Here is a 15,789-nt window from a genome sequence, read left to right as displayed (position 1 = left end):
GGCAGCCTTTTTTTAGGCTTTCTTCTTCGTTTTTACTTTTGGCAGAATTTTCTTTTGCTCGACTTTTGATTCTCTTATCCAAGTGTCTTCGTTTTCCGTATCATATTGTTCAATGAACTTGATAACTTCTTTGGTTATTGGAGTAGGTGTGGAAGCGCCTGCTGTTACTGCCACTTTTTCTACACCTTGCAGCCATTCTAATTGGATTTCCGTTACATCAGCAATTCGATATGCCTCCGTACCAGCGATTTCTTTAGAAACTTGAGCCAATCGATTGGAGTTGTTACTTCGCGGATCCCCAACGACCAAGGTCAAGTCTGCATCTTTTGCTTGTTCTGCTACAGCTTCTTGACGAACTTGGGTTGCCATGCATATCTCCTGATGAAGTTCGACGTGGGGATATTTTTCTTTGATTTCTTCCATGACATCATAAACGTCCCACTGACTCATCGTAGTCTGGTTAGTCACCAGCAGCTTATCATGTTCAACACTCAACTGTTCGACATCCTCTTCCGTTTGCACGAGATGCACTTTACCTGGAGCTACACCAACGGCGCCTTCTGGCTCAGGATGTCCTTTTTTACCGATATAAATGACTTCATAACCGTCGCTTACACGGTCACGGATCAAGTTGTGTGTATTAGTTACATCAGGACAGGTCGCATCAAGCACAGTAAGACCTTTGTCCTTTGCACGCTCTTTGACCTCCGGTGAAACACCATGAGCAGTGAAAATAACGGTGCCCTCAGTAATTCCCTCTAATATATCTAAACGATTTTTTCCATCCAGTGTGACGATTCCCTGGTCTTTAAAAGCTTCCGTTACGTGTGTATTATGCACAATCATACCCAATATATAGATAGGACGGGGTAAATTGGGGTCTTTGGATGCATTTTGTGCGATTACCATGGCATCTACTACCCCATAGCAATAACCACGCGGTGCGATTTTAATTACTTCCATGCTGGTTGGTTCCCCCTCTGCTTAAAATAAATCTTTATTCTTCCAGACATCAATTCCATTATAAAGGGAAAAGTGGAAGATGACAAAGAAGAGCTGTTTAGAAACGTGCAATTGTGCGCAGTGTCTACTATAATGAGGAAGGAAGTTTTTTTCAATGGCTAAGTTCAGTTTGCATCTATCATGGACTTGTCTCTAAAAAAGGAGTAATAAAATGAAAAATCATGAGTTCAATCAATTTGCTATCCATCCGGTAGTCAGTGAAATTATTACTAAATATGGGTTCACCACACCGACTCCGATTCAACAGAAAGTCATACCTGCAGCTTTGCGTGGGGAGAGCATCATCGGACAGTCCCATACTGGATCGGGAAAAACCCATTCCTATTTGCTCCCTCTATTGAACCAATTAGATGAAACGAAAAATCATGTGCAATTTGTTGTCACTGCTCCTACACGAGAGCTGGCTATCCAGATTTATGATGAAGTGCGTAAAAGTATCCACTATGCCGAGAAGGATCATCGTTGGAGGGCTAAGCTTCTGATTGGCGGGACAGATAAACAGAAAACAATGGAAAAATTAAAGGAACCGCCGCATATTATCGTCGGTACGCCAGGTCGTATATTGGATTTGGTAAAAGAGGAAGCTTTGAATTTGCATCAGGCGAATGCTTTTGTACTTGATGAAGCCGATTTGATGCTGGACTTAGGGTTTATAGACGATGTCGATCAGATTCTAATTCGCATGAGTCCGGAGGTACAGCTGCTTGTATTCTCAGCTACTATCCCGGAACGCTTGCAGCCGTTTTTGAAAAAATATCTCTCCAACCCAACTTATATCCATATTAAAGATGAAACGCCTTCTCCGGCTAATATGGAGCACCGGCTGATCCCATTGCGTCACCGCTCTGCTTCAGATATGATTATCAGCATTTCTGAAGTGATACAGCCCTATTTGGCGATTATTTTTACAAATGGAAAAGAACATGCCGACCGCCTCGCACGTGAATTACAGGAAAAAGGTTTAGAGGTCGGTATCTTACACGGGGGGCTGTCTCCGCGTGAAAGAAAAAGAATGTTAAAGGAATTGCAAAATTTGCGCTATCAGTATATCGTAGCAACTGACCTGGCTTCTAGAGGCATTGATATCCAGGGAGTGAGTCATGTTATCAATGCGCAGATGCCGAAGGAAGAAGAATTCTATATCCATCGTGTGGGAAGGACAGCTCGTGCCGGACTTGAAGGCACGGCGATCAATCTGTTCACAGATGAGAATCTTCCTTTAGTGCAACGGTTAGAGAAAAAAGGTATTTCCTTCACTTACTACGACATTCGTAATGGAGAATGGAAAGAAGTAAAAGCGCACAATGAGCGACAAAAACGTGAAAAAACGCAGGAATCAACGGTAGAAAAGCAGGCATGGAATATGGTGAAGAAACCGAAAAAAGTGAAGCCTGGTTATAAAAAGAAAATGAAGAGACAAGCAGAAAAAAATATGAAAAAGCTAAAGAGAAACAATTTTAAAAAGAAATAATATAGATTGCAGAGGTGTCGTTGTTAATGGTTAAAATAGGGTCACACGTTTCTATGAAGGGGAAAAAAATGCTTTTAGGCGCCAGTGAAGAGGCGGCTTCTTATGGTTCCAATACATTTATGATTTATACTGGTGCTCCTCAAAACACACGGAGAAGAGCAATAGAGGAGCTGAACATCGAGGCAGGAATAGAGCATATGCAAGCGAATGAAATTTCGGATATCGTGGTCCATGCTCCATACATTATCAATGTTGGCAATACGACGAAACCAGAAACATTTCAATTAGGCGTTGATTTTCTTAGAAATGAAATTCTGCGGACAGAAGCCATCGGTGCTGATCAGATTGTTCTTCATCCTGGTTCTCATGTAGGGGCAGGAGCAGAGCAAGGGATAGATAAAATCATTGCTGGTTTAAATGAAGTTCTGCATAAAGATCAAAAAGCCCAAATCGCATTAGAAACGATGGCAGGTAAAGGGTCGGAATGTGGCAGAACTTTTGATGAGTTAGCTAAAATCATTGATGGAGTCGAGCTGAACAATAAATTATCTATTTGTCTGGATACTTGTCACATTCATGATGCAGGTTATGATATCGTAAATAATTTTGATGGGGTACTGGAAGAGTTTGATAAAATCATCGGACTCGATCGTCTAAAAGTCATCCATGTCAATGATAGTAAAAACGAGCGCGGAGCCGCAAAAGACCGACATGAAAATATCGGCTTCGGTCACATCGGTTTCGATGCACTAAGTTACGTCGTCCATCATCCGCAGTTACAAGAACTCCCTAAAATATTGGAGACCCCATATGTAGGCGAAGATAAGAAAAATAAAAAGCCTCCATATAAATTTGAAATTGAAATGTTAAAAGCTAAGAAATTCGATGAAAAGTTAAAAGAAAAGATCGTAGAGCAATAAAAATCACGCTCTCCCTTAAAAAGGAGAGCGTGATTTTTTGTTATTTAAGTAAATGACTGACCCCGTATTCCTTGGCGATTTGATTTAATATACGATTTACTTTATTAGCTGTATCACGACTTGTGATGGCTGCTAATTTTTTTAGCATCATTAAACGCTCATTACTATCTAAAGGATTCAGTTTATTACTTTTCAGTTCCTTGATAATCTCCTCTGCTTCCTGACGACTAATATCTATCTGGTACATATTACTATATTTAATAATGTCTTTTACGGTTAGCTGCTTTAATTTTTGGGTAACTATATGTTGTGCCATCTCTTTTTTCATACGGACCGCCTCCTTGAGGGTTATTCTCTTTACACCGTATTCCTACATAATGGAAACGTGAATGGTAAGTTCAGGAATGTAGTGTATTTGAATTGCTTTCTCATAACTAGTCCGTTAGTATCGTTTGATGAGTCCAATTATCTATTGTTCCATTCGGAACAGCCAGTGACTCATCGTAAGGAGTGATATTATGCTATCAACAATAAAAAAGGTTTTTAAATTAGGAGCTACCGTTTTGCTTGTCGGTTTATTCTTTTTTGTTCTTCATATAATCAAAGCAGATACTAAAACAACTGCAGAAGAAAATGATAAGGAAAGGGAAGAAAGAATTGTGGCAGATAGTGCCAAGTCTGCTACACCAAAAAAGTCACAGAAATTAGAAGAAGGGCATTATAAATGGCAGGAGCTGGAGATTAATGCGGACAGGTTAGTGAAAGAAAGTGAAGGAAGGTTTAAGAAGTCATGGGCTATGTTCCTCGTTCGAGAATCAGAGCGTTACGAAATCGATCCATTTTTAGTATATGAACTTTTGAACGTGGAGACAGGAGGAACTTTTAATCCTGAACTGGTCGGCCCATCAACAAAATATGGACGAGCTTATGGAATGGCTCAATTCATGAAAAATACGGCACCATGGATTGCGGATATGGGAGGACTGCCTTATGAAGATGAATTATTGTTCGACCCATACTATTCCATGCAATTATCCCTTATCTACCTGGATTATCTTCACGAAAAATATGGAAACTGGGATGAAGCCTTGACCGCTTACCATCGAGGCGTAGGTGGGTTAGAAAATTACAAAAAAGAGAATGGCCACGCCAGAAGCTGGTATGCTGTTGAAATTCAAGAAAATGCAGAAACCCACCCTACTTTCGCTTCTGCAAATTAACAGATAAGCCCGGGAACCTTCAAAGGTCTTCCCGGCTTTTTGTAATTATGCTCTGCTAAAACTCAGTCTTGATATAGTTGGGCCCTTTATCATGATTGGGAAAGGATGGGCTGGGAAACGACTCGCTTTCCTGCGGGGGATCTGGCGAGCTTCCTCGGGCAAAAAAGCCCTGCGGGAAAGGATAGACTGGCAAGACCCCGCAGAGCTTATAGCTCGAGGAGGCTTTCCGTCTTCCCCGCGGAAAGAAATTAATGCGTAATCACCTTGGGAGACACGACACGCATAAGCAGAACATCAAAAGGGAAGTGATTTTTCTTCCCGTTGATGGACTGCTTATGTCGCGAGTGTCTAGGTGATGGAGCTGGAAAGCGAATCCTTCCCCATCGCCCCTAAACTCTCACAATCATCTCGAAATCAAGTCTTCGACTTTTCAGCCCTTTTGTTGAATAAACCTTTTGTGAAAATCAATTACAACTTCTAACAGAGCAATTATTTAAGGAAGTTTTTCTTTGTAAAAGAAACTAATAAGGACTTTTGTAATATTTACCGTGTAAGTTCAAGTGCTGCCTGCAAATAATATAAAGGAATCTCCATAAAGAAAGTGAGGGTGTCAGCATGGATGATTCCAAAAAGCGCTCAACCTATGATGAGGTGGAAAAAGCACCTCATTATGGAGATGACCACAGGCAGGAAGAAAAACAAGGACTTGTTTATCATGACGAGCCTTATCGGGAAGAGGAATATGAGGAAGAATTCGCCCAGGAACTGGCGATGAGCCCGAATGAAGCGATGAGATCTGAAGAACAAGAGACAGAAATGCAAACAGAAGTGAAATCCGGTATGGGCTGGTTAGCATTAATCCTTGCTGGATTGTCTCTATTTTTTGCTCCCATCCTTTTAGGAGGAGCAGGGATTGTACTTGGTTTCATCTCCAGAAAACGAGGAGCAGAAACCTTAGGAAATACAGCAATCTTCATTGGTGTGGCTTCCATCCTCTTGTCACTGTTTTTCAGCCCGTTTTAGTATAATAAAAAAAGTGAGCCCGATTGGGCTCACTTTTTTATGCTTCCTGCTTTTGTTTTTTGTAATGCTCTTCCGCTAATTTATCGACTTCTTTTTTCAATTCATCAACCATTATATCCTCTGGTACTTTTCGGATGATTTCGCCATGACGGAACAATAATCCTTCACCCCGCGCACCGGCAATACCAATATCCGCTTCACGAGCTTCACCCGGCCCATTAACCGCGCAGCCTAATACAGCTACTTTTATAGGTGCTTTAATGTTTTGAATATATTCTTCCACTTCATTTGCAATGGAAATCAAATCAATTTCAATCCGTCCGCAAGTGGGGCAGGAAATAAGAGTGGCTGCATTAGCAGCAAGGCCAAATGATTTGAGAAGTTCACGACCGACTTTCACCTCTTCTACAGGGTCCGCACTAAGAGAAATTCGTAGTGTGCTGCCAATACCTTTGCTTAAAATAGCTCCCAAACCTGCCGCACTTTTGACAGTGCCGGCAAACTGTGTGCCTGATTCTGTAATTCCTAAGTGGAGCGGATATTTGATCGCTTCCGCAGCTTTCGTGTATGCCTCGATTGCCAACTGCACATCGGATGCTTTTAGAGAAACGATGATGTCATGAAAATCCAGGTCTTCGAGAATCTTGATATGATGTAAGGCACTTTCCACCATTCCATCAGCGGTTGGATAGCCATATTTTTTCAAAATGTGCTTCTCTAAGGAACCAGCATTGACCCCAATTCGAATAGGGATGCCTTTTCTCTTAGCAGCATTTACTACAGCTTCCACCTTTTCCCTGCGACCGATATTACCAGGGTTGATTCGGATTTTATCTGCTCCGCCTTCAATGGCTTTTAAGGCCATTTTATAATCAAAGTGAATGTCGACAACAAGAGGGATGTTAATGCGTTTTTTAATTTCCGGGATGGCGTCAGCAGCTCGATCATCCGGACATGCGACCCTTACAACTTGACAGCCGGCTTCTTCCAGGCGATGTATTTCATTTACGGTAGCTTCTACATCATGCGTTTTGGTGGTGGTCATGGATTGTACCACTACCTGGTCTGATCCACCAATTATCAAATCGCCGACTCTGACTGGCCGGGTATCTTTTCTATGCGTAATTGCCATAAGTGAAACGCTCCTTTGTTTGTTCACATTGAAGTGTAATTCTCTATTCTTCAAGAAAGTTTACCTTTATTAGTGGAATTAAGTCAAAGACTTTCGTAGTAATATATCGGCGACAAGCCGGATTACTATAACACCATCCTTTATTATAAGGCCTAAAGTTTAAAATGAGAAGTAAGATTACTTAGATTATCTTTCTGCTTGTTCATTTTCGTATAAGGGAAAGTAATAAACTTTATCAATGGAGAGAGAAGAAGGTTCAGTTCCCGGGTTCAATTGTTGAAAGTCATGAAGCATATCTTCAATAGAATGGTGATAGCCCCCGTTGTGGAGCTGTTCCATAATAGAAAGGACTGTATCGCCAGGTTTTACCTTCACTGGCACTTGCTGTTCGTATCGGAGTGGTGGATCGAGAATTTCAGCTTGTGAAGGCGGAGGATATTCGATATTTGCAGGCTTTTTTTCGGTTTCAGTACGCACTATTGTTGTGCCAACAGTCAAGTCTTTGTATAAACTAACTAAAAGCAGTAAGATAAAGATAAATAAACCGAACTTTTTCATACAACAGGTCACCCCCGAAGAAGATATATATGTTCTATTCGCCTTTGAATAAAAAGTTTCCTTGTTTGAAACAAAATTAAATTTGATTCGTATATATCTATATAGTATGGAGAGGGCGTGATGAAGTGGGAATTTTACAGTATGATTGGGTCAGCTTTGTTATTACATTCTTAGGTACCTTATTTTTGATTGGTGAGCTGCTTGTCAACGCACGTGGGATATTTGGAATTGTAGGTTTAGGGTTCATCACCGTTTATTTTTATTCCTTCCTTTCCCCAAGCATGTTTATTATTATGATGTTCATTTACCTGATTGGACTTATTTTGATTATTATAGATGGCAAACTTATTAATGATGGGACATTGGCTACCATCGGTGGAGTTTGTATGATTATTGCTGTCGGTTTCAGCTCACCTAACTGGGTAGCCGGATTGTACGGAATAATAGGGGTAATATTGGGTTCTGCAAGCTCCTTATTTTTCTTAAAAGCATTTAAGCGTAGAGATATGTGGTCCAAAATAACCTTAATTGACCAGTTATCAACAGAAGCAGGCTATAATACAATGAATGAAACGTATCGCGATTTGCTCAATAAGGAAGGGATTGCCCAAACGGATATGCGTCCGGTCGGCACCATAAATATAGCCGGAAGGAATTATAGTGCCGTTTCGAATGGACAGTGGATCGAGAGGGGTGCTTCTATTGTTGTAGAAGCAGTCGATGGTACGAAAATTTTAGTAGCAAAGAAAATAAATGAAGAGAAAAAATAATGACCCGCCTTTCCCAGAGGCGGGTCATTTCATGTTCGGTAGATAACGCATACTTACTAAAAGAAGGACGATGCTGGCAAGAAAATATAACCACACGATATGGGAGGTGGACCATAGAAAAGATTCGATTACGACTAATAGAAGAGTCGGCGATGTAATTGCAAGGGTGCTCATATTCCAAAGCTGCTTGAAATCTGTCCGTTTTTTTACAACTGTTTTATAGAGCAGCCCGATGCCTGCCAATATGCTTGCAGTGCAGAATAATAAGAAAGATATCAGTAAATAGATAAAAGGCAGGAAGATGATAGTAAAAACCCCGCCGGAGATTCCTTTCATGAGACTTCCTGATTCGTCGCCAAAGAGTGTTGTCAATAACATACTGATGAGTACTGGAAGAAGTACGATTAAACTGAGAAAAAACAAATAGCCGATTGCCTTTCCTATTGGTTGGAATCGAAAAGCACTGATTAGTTTAAATTGATAACAGCTTTTTATAAGTAGTTGGGTTTTGCTCATGACTCATTCTCCTTTATACCCTTCTAATAGTAAATCAGCTATTCAATGAGGACAAGAAAAATATAAGTTCCTGTTTGTAAATTTAATGTTAAATTTCGCGTATTCCCTTTACAAATGTTTCGCAGGTCATTAATAATGGTAGAGGTGTTTTAAAGAGAAACAAAACTTTGGATGAAAAGAAGGGGTGGACAACCGTTGGAAATCGATGTTCAACAAATGATATTTGAATTTATCGGCGGTCTGGGTATATTCTTGTTTGGTCTGAAATACATGGGAGACGGTCTGCAAAAATCCGCAGGTGACCGATTGAGGGATTTACTTGATCGCTTTACCTCCAATCCATTTATGGGGGTTCTTGCAGGTATTGTAGTAACCATTCTTATCCAGACAAGTACAGGTACAACTGTACTTACTATAGGACTGGTTAATGCTGGTTTCATGACATTCAGGCAGGCGATTGGTGTCATCATGGGTGCGAATATTGGGACAACCGTAACGGCATTCATTATCGGCCTTGAAATCAAAGCCTATGCATTGCCGATCATCGCAGTAGGTGCAATATTATTATTCTTCTTTAAAAATAAACGTATTTCTTACATTGGACAAACCGTGTTCGGTTTTGGTGCGCTATTCTTAGGCCTTGACATCATGGAAGGTGGAATGAAACCACTTCGTTCCATGGAGGTATTCCAGGAACTTACATTAAGCATGAGTGAAAATGCTATTCTTGGGGTTGTCATTGGTACTGTGTTTACCGTTATAGTCCAGAGTTCCAGTGCAACCATCGGAGTTCTGCAAGGTTTGTTCGCGCAAGGAGCGATGGACTTAAATGCAGCATTGCCGGTATTATTCGGTGATAACATCGGTACCACAATTACCGCTGTACTAGCTTCCATTGGTGCCAGCATTGCAGCCAAGCGTGCGGCTATGGTTCACGTTATCTTCAATATTGTCGGTACAACCATTTTCCTGATCATTTTACCGCTATTTGAATTATTCGTAAGGTATTTAAGGGATACTCTTTCCCTTAACCCTGAAATGACAATTGCGTTCGCTCACGGAAGTTTCAACGTAACCAATACAATTATTCAGTTCCCATTGATTGCTGTACTCGCATGGATTGTCATCAAACTGGTTCCAGGCGATGATACTGTTATGGAATTCAAACCTCAGCATCTTGACCCGATCTTTATTGATCAGTCACCTGCCCTGGCACTTGATCAGGCGAAAGAAGAGGTCCTGAAAATGGGTGAATTATCATATAAAGGGCTGGAAGAAACAAGCAATTACTTGAATAATCAAAAGCCAAAACATGCAGAGGTAGCACTTCAGCTTGAAGATGCACTGAATAATCTGGATAGAAAAATAACAGATTATCTTGTGCAATTATCTGTGGCTCCATTGACTGATGAAGATAGCCGGAAGCACTCCGCCCTTCTTGATTCAGTAAGAGATTATGAACGTATCGGAGACCATTTTGAAAATATTGTTGAATTAATTGATTATAAAATTTCGAATAAGGTTGATTTGACAGGTCAGGCCCAAGAAGATCTAAATGAAATGTTCAACTTGACGGCTATAACTGTTAAACAGGCAACCAAAGCTTTAGAAACCATGGATCGTGAAGAAGCTTTGGCAGTAGTTCAAAAAGAGGATCAAATTGACCAGATGGAAAGAAACTACCGTAAGAAGCACATCCTGCGTTTGAATGAAGGTTTATGTACCGGACAAGCAGGTATTGTGTTTGTAGATATTATCAGTAACCTGGAGCGTATTGGAGATCACGCAGTAAATATCGCCGAGGAAGTTTTAGGTGAAGAGGACCAATAAGACAAGCGCGCCTGCGGGCGCGCTTTATCTTTTAAAAAAGTCCTTGAAAGCATGTGAGGAACGTGCTATATTATTTCTGTTGCTTTTAAATCCAACATTTTTTCTTGGTTGACACCCATGAGAATACATGATATATTATATTTCGTCGCTTCCACAAAGTAACCCACTTTCATAATCCTATTGGAAGCAATACATACTGCATAAAAGCTTAGTTATCACCCAAAATATATTGACATTATTCCACCGTAGCTCAGTGGTAGAGCAATCGGCTGTTAACCGATTGGTCGTAGGTTCGAATCCTACCGGTGGAGCCTTACATGTCGGCGTAGCTCAGCTGGCGAGAGCGTACGGTTCATACCCGTAAGGTCGGGGGTTCGATCCCCTCCGCCGACACCATACATATTAAAACTATATACATTCACATGGCGGTCGTGGCGAAGTGGTTAACGCACCGGATTGTGGTTCCGGCATACGTGGGTTCGATCCCCACCGGTCGCCCCATGTGGACCCTTAGCTCAGCTGGTTAGAGCTATCGGCTCATAACCGATCGGTCGCAGGTTCGAATCCTGCAGGGTCCACCATTTTTTTGCGGAGGAGTACCCAAGTCTGGCTGAAGGGAGCGGTCTTGAAAACCGCCAGGGGCTTCACGGCCCGCGGGGGTTCGAATCCCTCCTCCTCCGCCATTTTTTCATAAGTGAAAAAAAACAAAAGTCAGTGCACTAATTATCAGTTAACTGAATAATACCAATAATGGCTTGGTAGCTCAGTCGGTAGAGCAACGGACTGAAAATCCGTGTGTCGGCGGTTCGATTCCGTCCCAAGCCACTTTCTGGAATTGACTACAAATGCTGCTGTAAACGCAGCATTTTTTTATACTTTTCAAAGGGTAAATGTTTGAATAGACTTCGATTAGGTAACATTATATATGCAGCGTGTTTAAAAAAGATAAATAAGAATATGCATAATATTTGCAACACTTCAAAGGCTTTGTTACATTTGCATTAGAGGCTTAAAAGTAGTAATACTGCTTCCAAGCACTTATGTACATATTCTAAAAAGGAGGAATTTCATTATGGCTAAATTTGAACTACCTGAACTACCTTACGCTTATGACGCACTAGAACCACACATCGACAAGGAAACAATGAACATCCACCACACGAAGCACCATAACACCTATGTTACGAAATTGAACAATGCATTGGAAGGTCATCAGGATTTAGAAAGCAAATCCTTGGAAGATCTCATTGGCAACCTGGATGCTGTACCTGAAGACATTCGTAATGCTGTCCGTAACAATGGTGGTGGACATGCAAACCACACTCTATTCTGGCAGATCATGTCTCCAAACGGTGGAGGAGAGCCATCAGGAGATCTAGCTAATGCTATTAACGAAAAGTTTGGCAGCTTCGAATCCTTTAAAGAAGAATTCGAAAAAACAGCAACTGGTCGTTTTGGTTCTGGTTGGGCATGGTTAGTCGTTAATAACGGCAACCTTGAACTCACTGATACGTTGAACCAGGACTCTCCGATTATGGAAGGTAAAACTCCTGTATTAGGATTGGACGTATGGGAGCATGCGTATTATCTTAAGTATCAAAACAAGCGTCCGGATTATGCAAAAGCATTCTGGAACGTAGTGAATTGGGAAGAAGTTTCTAAACGCTACCAAGAAGCAAAATAATGATAAAACTAAGCGCGGACCAAGGGTCCGCGCTTTTTTCATGTGCATATCTCCACTCTGTTTGCAGAGACTAAGGAATGACAGTAAAGGAGATTGGAGATATGAAAAAATTATTACATTCCCTCTTAGGGCCGACGGAAGTGAATAAAGACTTACTGCTATTGCTGTTGATAGGTGGACTTTACTCGTTAGGAATATTTTTGTCGAATACTTTTGTAAACGTTTATCTTTGGAAACAATCCAGTGAATATACTGCTATCGCATTGTATAACTTAAGCATCTATATACTCCAGCCGGTGACTTTCATCATTGCCGGAAAATTTGCGAAAAAGGTGGACCGTGTAGTTGTCTTACGTGCAGGGGTTATTTTTTTGTCCTTGTTCTTTTTGACGGTCTTGATCGTAGGCGAAAAAGCTGCCAGCTTTAATATATTGCTTGGCGGTTTATTAGGCATTGGTTATGGGTTTTACTGGCTTGCGTTTAATGTACTTACCTTCGAAATCACGGAACCGGATACCCGAGATTTCTTTAATGGTTTTCTTGGTTTGCTTCAGTCTTTTGGCGGTATGGTTGGTCCCATATTAGCTGGGCTGATTATTGCCAATATGGCTGCATTTACAGGATATACGGTGATCTTCACCATTTCATTTGTTCTCTTTATTTGTGCGGTTGTTACCAGTTTCTTTCTGCAACGCAGAAAAGCTAAAGGTAACTTTTCTTTTCAACGAATTTTCCAGGAGCGAAAAAGCAATAAGAATTGGGGGAAGATATTACACGCCCATGTATTCCAAGGGCTGAGGGAAGGGACTTTTTTATTTGTTATTTCCATTTGGGTTTATATAGCTACCCAAAGTGAGCTTTCTTTAGGTATGTTTAATCTTGTATATTCCGGAAGTGCATTTGTCCTTTATTTTCTGGCAACCAAGTGGATAAAACCTCGAATGAGGAAATGGGCAATATTCGCAGGAGGGGTTTCTTTATACCTTGCGCTCTCCATTTTATTGATTAATGTAAATTTCACTACATTGTTGATTTATGCAGCTGTGATTGGAATTTCTTACCCAATTCTATATGTGCCTTACATTTCACTGACTTACGATGTAATCGGAAAATCTTGGAAAGCGGCGGAAATGCGGATTGAATATATTGTGGTGCGAGAATTGTTCTTGAATGCCGGAAGAGTAGCTTCGATTCTTATATTCCTGCTGGGTATTACTTTGTTTTCTCCGGAACGAGCGATACCTTTCATCTTGCTTCTGGTAGGATCTGGACATTTCTGGATTTACTTTTTTGTAAAAGGGATTGATCTTAGAAAAGAAGAAGAATCAGAAAGTGCATATGTTACGGATACAACTATGACAACCAGTAAAAACCCTTAAATATCCCTATTGGCAACTATTTTAATATGTTGGAAAATGTTATAATAGTTGGGTGAATTTTGATAGGTAAGGGGGAGGACGATGGGGAAAAGCAAAAAGAAAAAATCGCATCTTCCTTTAAGAATGAATATTTTATTCTTTGTGATTTTTTTACTATTCGCTTCGTTGATACTTCAGTTGGGCGTGGTTCAAATTTTATATGGAGAAGATGCCCAGGAAGAAATCAACCGAACAGAAAATACAACGATTCATACACCGGTGCCGAGAGGGAAAATGTTTGACCGGTTTGGACGTGTGATTGTTGATAATGAACCACTCTATTCGATTACTTATACCCCTCCTAAAGGGGTACAGCCAATGGACCGTCTCAAGCTTGCAGAAGATTTAGCTGAGTTTATCAGTATGGGCGAAGAGGAAGAATTGAAAAAAATTGTCCGTGAACGTGACTTGAAAGAGTATTTTTACCTGCTGAATGAAGAAGAAGTCAGAGAACGGGTCTCACAAGAAGAATCAGAAGACTTATCCGGAGGAGAAGAATACCAGCTTTTGCTGGACCGGATTACAGAAGAGGAAGTCGAATCGATTCCATTTGAAAAATACCAGGTGATTGCAATAAAGAAAGAGCTCGATCAGGCTTCTGCTCTGGCCCCTCATATCATTAAAAATGATGAGATAACCATCGAAGAATATGCATCAGTGGCGGAGCACCTGAATCAGCTTCCTGGAATAAACGTAACATCAGACTGGAACAGGAAATACCCGTATGAAGGCACGTTCCGTAATTATATTGGCACCATAACTACTGCTGAACAGGGGATTCCAAGAGCGAACCAGGATTATTATTTATCCCTTGATTATAGTCGTAATGACCGAGTCGGTAAAAGTGGCCTGGAAGAAAAATATGAAAGTATACTAAGAGGATCAAAAGAAAAAATCCGCTATGAAACGGATAAGAAGAACAATATCGTAAATACCGAGGTGGTCAGAGAAGGGTCACGTGGTGATGATCTTGTTCTATCGATTGATATAGAACTCCAGCAGCAGGTGGATGAGATTGTTAAAAAGCGATTGAAAGAAGAGATTGCCCGCCAGCCTTATAAAAATCGGTTCCTCGAAGATGCCATGGTTGTTATGATGGACCCTAATACCGGTGAAGTTTTGGCGGTATCTGGTATGTACTATAACCGGGACAGGGAATCTGGAGAGCCTGAAGTGGTCGATCACTCCTATAAAGCTATCCAGGCCCAGCATTTACCAGGGTCAACTGTGAAAGGTGCCACCGTTTTAATGGCGTTACAGGAAGATGTCATGCAACCTGGTGAATCCATTTATGATAGAAAGTTGTATGTCTCAGACACAGTAAAAGGTTCTTACAGGAATTTAGGACCTGTAAATGACATAACAGCACTTCAGAAATCTTCCAACGTATATATGTTTTTAGCGGGATATCGAATTGGCGGTGAAACATATGTGCCACGTAAGCCCATAGATTTCAAATCTGGCACCTATAATAAATTCTTATATAACTTTAATCAATTTGGGTTAGGCGTTCCAACTGGTATTGATATGCCTTCTGAGGCCACTGGGGTGATTGGTGAAAAGCCTATTCCTGGTACCCAATTAGACTTTTTGATAGGTCAGTATAATTCTTATACAACAATGCAACTTGCACAGTATGTTTCTACAATAGCGAATGATGGCTATCGGATACGCCCTCATTTGGTAAAGGAAATTAGGGAGCCATCCAATGAGATGGAGCAATTAGGTTCCGTCAAAGAAAACGTCAATACAGATGTATTAAACCGCATTGACATGGAAGAAAAATACATTGATCGAGTGAAGTTAGGTTTTCAATACGCCTTTCAAAGACAGGGTGGAACCGCATATAGCACATTCAAGGATGTAGATTACAGGCCGGCAGGGAAGACAGGAACAGCACAAAATTTTATGTTTCCAAAAGACAGCAATGGAAATACCACTAAAATTGAAACCGAAAATTTAACGATGGTTGGCTATGCCCCACATGATAAACCGGAAGTAGCCTTCTCTGTAGTTGTTCCTCATGTTGGAAAACAGATTGGCTCTTCCATCAACAAAGATATATCCAAGGACATCCTCGATGCTTATTTCGAACTGAAAAAGGAACGCAGCGAGAAAGGCATAGAAGATGTGGAAGAGAACCTCAACGAAGAAGAAAATGAGGCGTCCGACAATAACGAAGAGTAATACCTAAATGGTATTGCTCTTTTTTTATACGTCAAAA

Annotated in this window: 14 protein-coding genes and 6 tRNA genes; 15 read left to right on the top strand and 5 right to left on the bottom strand. The window is 40.8% G+C overall.

Annotation, left to right across the window (positions count from 1 at the left end; translation table 11 throughout):
- Positions 1 to 12: 12 nt before the first annotated feature.
- Positions 13 to 963: a 4-hydroxy-3-methylbut-2-enyl diphosphate reductase gene (locus B9Y67_RS18830; protein WP_085508895.1), complete on the bottom strand. Its 951-nt coding sequence runs from the start codon at positions 961 to 963 to the stop codon at positions 13 to 15.
- A 211-nt stretch (positions 964 to 1,174) separates the two neighbouring features.
- On the opposite strand from B9Y67_RS18830, the gene B9Y67_RS18825 reads away from it, so the two are divergent.
- Both B9Y67_RS18825 and B9Y67_RS18820 read left to right on the top strand, forming a co-directional pair.
- Entirely contained in the window at positions 1,175 to 2,494 is a 1,320-nt protein-coding gene (locus B9Y67_RS18825; protein WP_085508894.1) for a DEAD/DEAH box helicase, read from the top strand.
- A gap of 26 nt (positions 2,495 to 2,520) precedes the next feature.
- Positions 2,521 to 3,414, top strand: a complete 894-nt coding sequence (locus B9Y67_RS18820) for a deoxyribonuclease IV (protein WP_085508893.1) — start codon at positions 2,521 to 2,523, stop codon at positions 3,412 to 3,414.
- Positions 3,415 to 3,454: 40 nt separating this feature from the next.
- Here the strand turns inward: B9Y67_RS18820 and B9Y67_RS18815 are convergent, their stop codons facing one another.
- Positions 3,455 to 3,742: a DUF2624 family protein gene (locus B9Y67_RS18815; protein ID WP_085508892.1), complete on the bottom strand. Its 288-nt coding sequence runs from the start codon at positions 3,740 to 3,742 to the stop codon at positions 3,455 to 3,457.
- Between the two features lie 190 nt (positions 3,743 to 3,932).
- Between B9Y67_RS18815 and B9Y67_RS18810 the strand changes: the two genes are divergently transcribed.
- Together B9Y67_RS18810 and B9Y67_RS18805 are read left to right on the top strand one after the other, a co-directional pair.
- Entirely contained in the window at positions 3,933 to 4,634 is a 702-nt protein-coding gene (locus B9Y67_RS18810; RefSeq protein WP_085508891.1) for a lytic transglycosylase domain-containing protein, read from the top strand.
- 615 nt (positions 4,635 to 5,249) lie between these two features.
- On the top strand, positions 5,250 to 5,657 hold the full coding sequence (locus tag B9Y67_RS18805) for a hypothetical protein (RefSeq protein WP_085508890.1): 408 nt from the start codon (positions 5,250 to 5,252) through the stop codon (positions 5,655 to 5,657).
- 37 nt (positions 5,658 to 5,694) lie between these two features.
- Here B9Y67_RS18805 and ispG read toward each other — a convergent pair whose 3' ends face one another.
- Together ispG and B9Y67_RS18795 are read right to left on the bottom strand one after the other, a co-directional pair.
- Complete coding sequence (gene ispG, locus B9Y67_RS18800) at positions 5,695 to 6,789, bottom strand: flavodoxin-dependent (E)-4-hydroxy-3-methylbut-2-enyl-diphosphate synthase (RefSeq protein ID WP_085508889.1); 1,095 nt, start codon at positions 6,787 to 6,789, stop codon at positions 5,695 to 5,697.
- Between the two features lie 186 nt (positions 6,790 to 6,975).
- Positions 6,976 to 7,347 (bottom strand): hypothetical protein, encoded by a 372-nt coding sequence (locus tag B9Y67_RS18795; RefSeq protein ID WP_085508888.1) that lies wholly within the window; start codon positions 7,345 to 7,347, stop codon positions 6,976 to 6,978.
- Positions 7,348 to 7,472: 125 nt separating this feature from the next.
- Between B9Y67_RS18795 and B9Y67_RS18790 the strand changes: the two genes are divergently transcribed.
- A complete protein-coding gene (locus B9Y67_RS18790) occupies positions 7,473 to 8,117 on the top strand; it encodes an NfeD family protein (protein ID WP_085508887.1) in 645 nt (214 codons plus the stop codon).
- 24 nt (positions 8,118 to 8,141) lie between these two features.
- On the opposite strand, the gene B9Y67_RS18785 is transcribed toward B9Y67_RS18790, so the two are convergent.
- Positions 8,142 to 8,633: a DUF1189 family protein gene (locus tag B9Y67_RS18785; protein WP_085508886.1), complete on the bottom strand. Its 492-nt coding sequence runs from the start codon at positions 8,631 to 8,633 to the stop codon at positions 8,142 to 8,144.
- Between the two features lie 195 nt (positions 8,634 to 8,828).
- On the opposite strand from B9Y67_RS18785, the gene B9Y67_RS18780 reads away from it, so the two are divergent.
- The 10 genes from B9Y67_RS18780 (at position 8,829) to B9Y67_RS18735 (ending at position 15,752) form a co-directional block, all read left to right on the top strand.
- Positions 8,829 to 10,463: a Na/Pi cotransporter family protein gene (locus B9Y67_RS18780; protein ID WP_085508885.1), complete on the top strand. Its 1,635-nt coding sequence runs from the start codon at positions 8,829 to 8,831 to the stop codon at positions 10,461 to 10,463.
- 239 nt (positions 10,464 to 10,702) lie between these two features.
- Positions 10,703 to 10,774 (top strand) — tRNA-Asn (locus B9Y67_RS18775).
- 8 nt (positions 10,775 to 10,782) lie between these two features.
- A tRNA-Met gene (locus tag B9Y67_RS18770) sits at positions 10,783 to 10,859 on the top strand.
- A 29-nt stretch (positions 10,860 to 10,888) separates the two neighbouring features.
- Positions 10,889 to 10,964, top strand: a tRNA-His gene (locus B9Y67_RS18765).
- Positions 10,965 to 10,967: 3 nt separating this feature from the next.
- A tRNA-Ile gene (locus B9Y67_RS18760) sits at positions 10,968 to 11,044 on the top strand.
- A 9-nt stretch (positions 11,045 to 11,053) separates the two neighbouring features.
- Positions 11,054 to 11,146 (top strand) — tRNA-Ser (locus B9Y67_RS18755).
- Positions 11,147 to 11,215: 69 nt separating this feature from the next.
- Positions 11,216 to 11,288, top strand: a tRNA-Phe gene (locus B9Y67_RS18750).
- A gap of 247 nt (positions 11,289 to 11,535) precedes the next feature.
- A complete protein-coding gene (locus tag B9Y67_RS18745; protein WP_085508884.1) occupies positions 11,536 to 12,147 on the top strand; it encodes a superoxide dismutase in 612 nt (203 codons plus the stop codon).
- Positions 12,148 to 12,248: 101 nt separating this feature from the next.
- A complete protein-coding gene (locus B9Y67_RS18740) occupies positions 12,249 to 13,526 on the top strand; it encodes an MFS transporter (protein WP_085508883.1) in 1,278 nt (425 codons plus the stop codon).
- A gap of 81 nt (positions 13,527 to 13,607) precedes the next feature.
- Positions 13,608 to 15,752: a peptidoglycan D,D-transpeptidase FtsI family protein gene (locus tag B9Y67_RS18735; protein WP_085508882.1), complete on the top strand. Its 2,145-nt coding sequence runs from the start codon at positions 13,608 to 13,610 to the stop codon at positions 15,750 to 15,752.
- Positions 15,753 to 15,789 lie beyond the last annotated feature (37 nt).

This window comes from Thalassobacillus devorans, from assembly GCF_900176565.1.
In the GTDB taxonomy this organism is placed as follows: Bacteria; Bacillota; Bacilli; order Bacillales; family Halobacillaceae; genus Thalassobacillus; species Thalassobacillus devorans_A.
The sequence above is the reverse complement of the archived record's forward strand: the minus strand, read 5'-3'. Positions and strand labels throughout refer to the sequence as shown.

What these genes read in the sequence shown, in the direction of transcription:
- B9Y67_RS18830 (WP_085508895.1), bottom strand. Translation starts at nt 963, where the DNA reads ATGGAAGTAATTAAAATCGCACCGCGTGGTTATTGCTATGGGGTAGTA.
- B9Y67_RS18825 (WP_085508894.1), top strand. Translation starts at nt 1,175, where the DNA reads ATGAAAAATCATGAGTTCAATCAATTTGCTATCCATCCGGTAGTCAGT.
- B9Y67_RS18820 (WP_085508893.1), top strand. Translation starts at nt 2,521, where the DNA reads ATGGTTAAAATAGGGTCACACGTTTCTATGAAGGGGAAAAAAATGCTT.
- B9Y67_RS18815 (WP_085508892.1), bottom strand. Translation starts at nt 3,742, where the DNA reads ATGAAAAAAGAGATGGCACAACATATAGTTACCCAAAAATTAAAGCAG.
- B9Y67_RS18810 (WP_085508891.1), top strand. Translation starts at nt 3,933, where the DNA reads ATGCTATCAACAATAAAAAAGGTTTTTAAATTAGGAGCTACCGTTTTG.
- B9Y67_RS18805 (WP_085508890.1), top strand. Translation starts at nt 5,250, where the DNA reads ATGGATGATTCCAAAAAGCGCTCAACCTATGATGAGGTGGAAAAAGCA.
- ispG (WP_085508889.1), bottom strand. Translation starts at nt 6,789, where the DNA reads ATGGCAATTACGCATAGAAAAGATACCCGGCCAGTCAGAGTCGGCGAT.
- B9Y67_RS18795 (WP_085508888.1), bottom strand. Translation starts at nt 7,347, where the DNA reads ATGAAAAAGTTCGGTTTATTTATCTTTATCTTACTGCTTTTAGTTAGT.
- B9Y67_RS18785 (WP_085508886.1), bottom strand. Translation starts at nt 8,633, where the DNA reads ATGAGCAAAACCCAACTACTTATAAAAAGCTGTTATCAATTTAAACTA.
- B9Y67_RS18745 (WP_085508884.1), top strand. Translation starts at nt 11,536, where the DNA reads ATGGCTAAATTTGAACTACCTGAACTACCTTACGCTTATGACGCACTA.
- B9Y67_RS18740 (WP_085508883.1), top strand. Translation starts at nt 12,249, where the DNA reads ATGAAAAAATTATTACATTCCCTCTTAGGGCCGACGGAAGTGAATAAA.
- B9Y67_RS18735 (WP_085508882.1), top strand. Translation starts at nt 13,608, where the DNA reads ATGGGGAAAAGCAAAAAGAAAAAATCGCATCTTCCTTTAAGAATGAAT.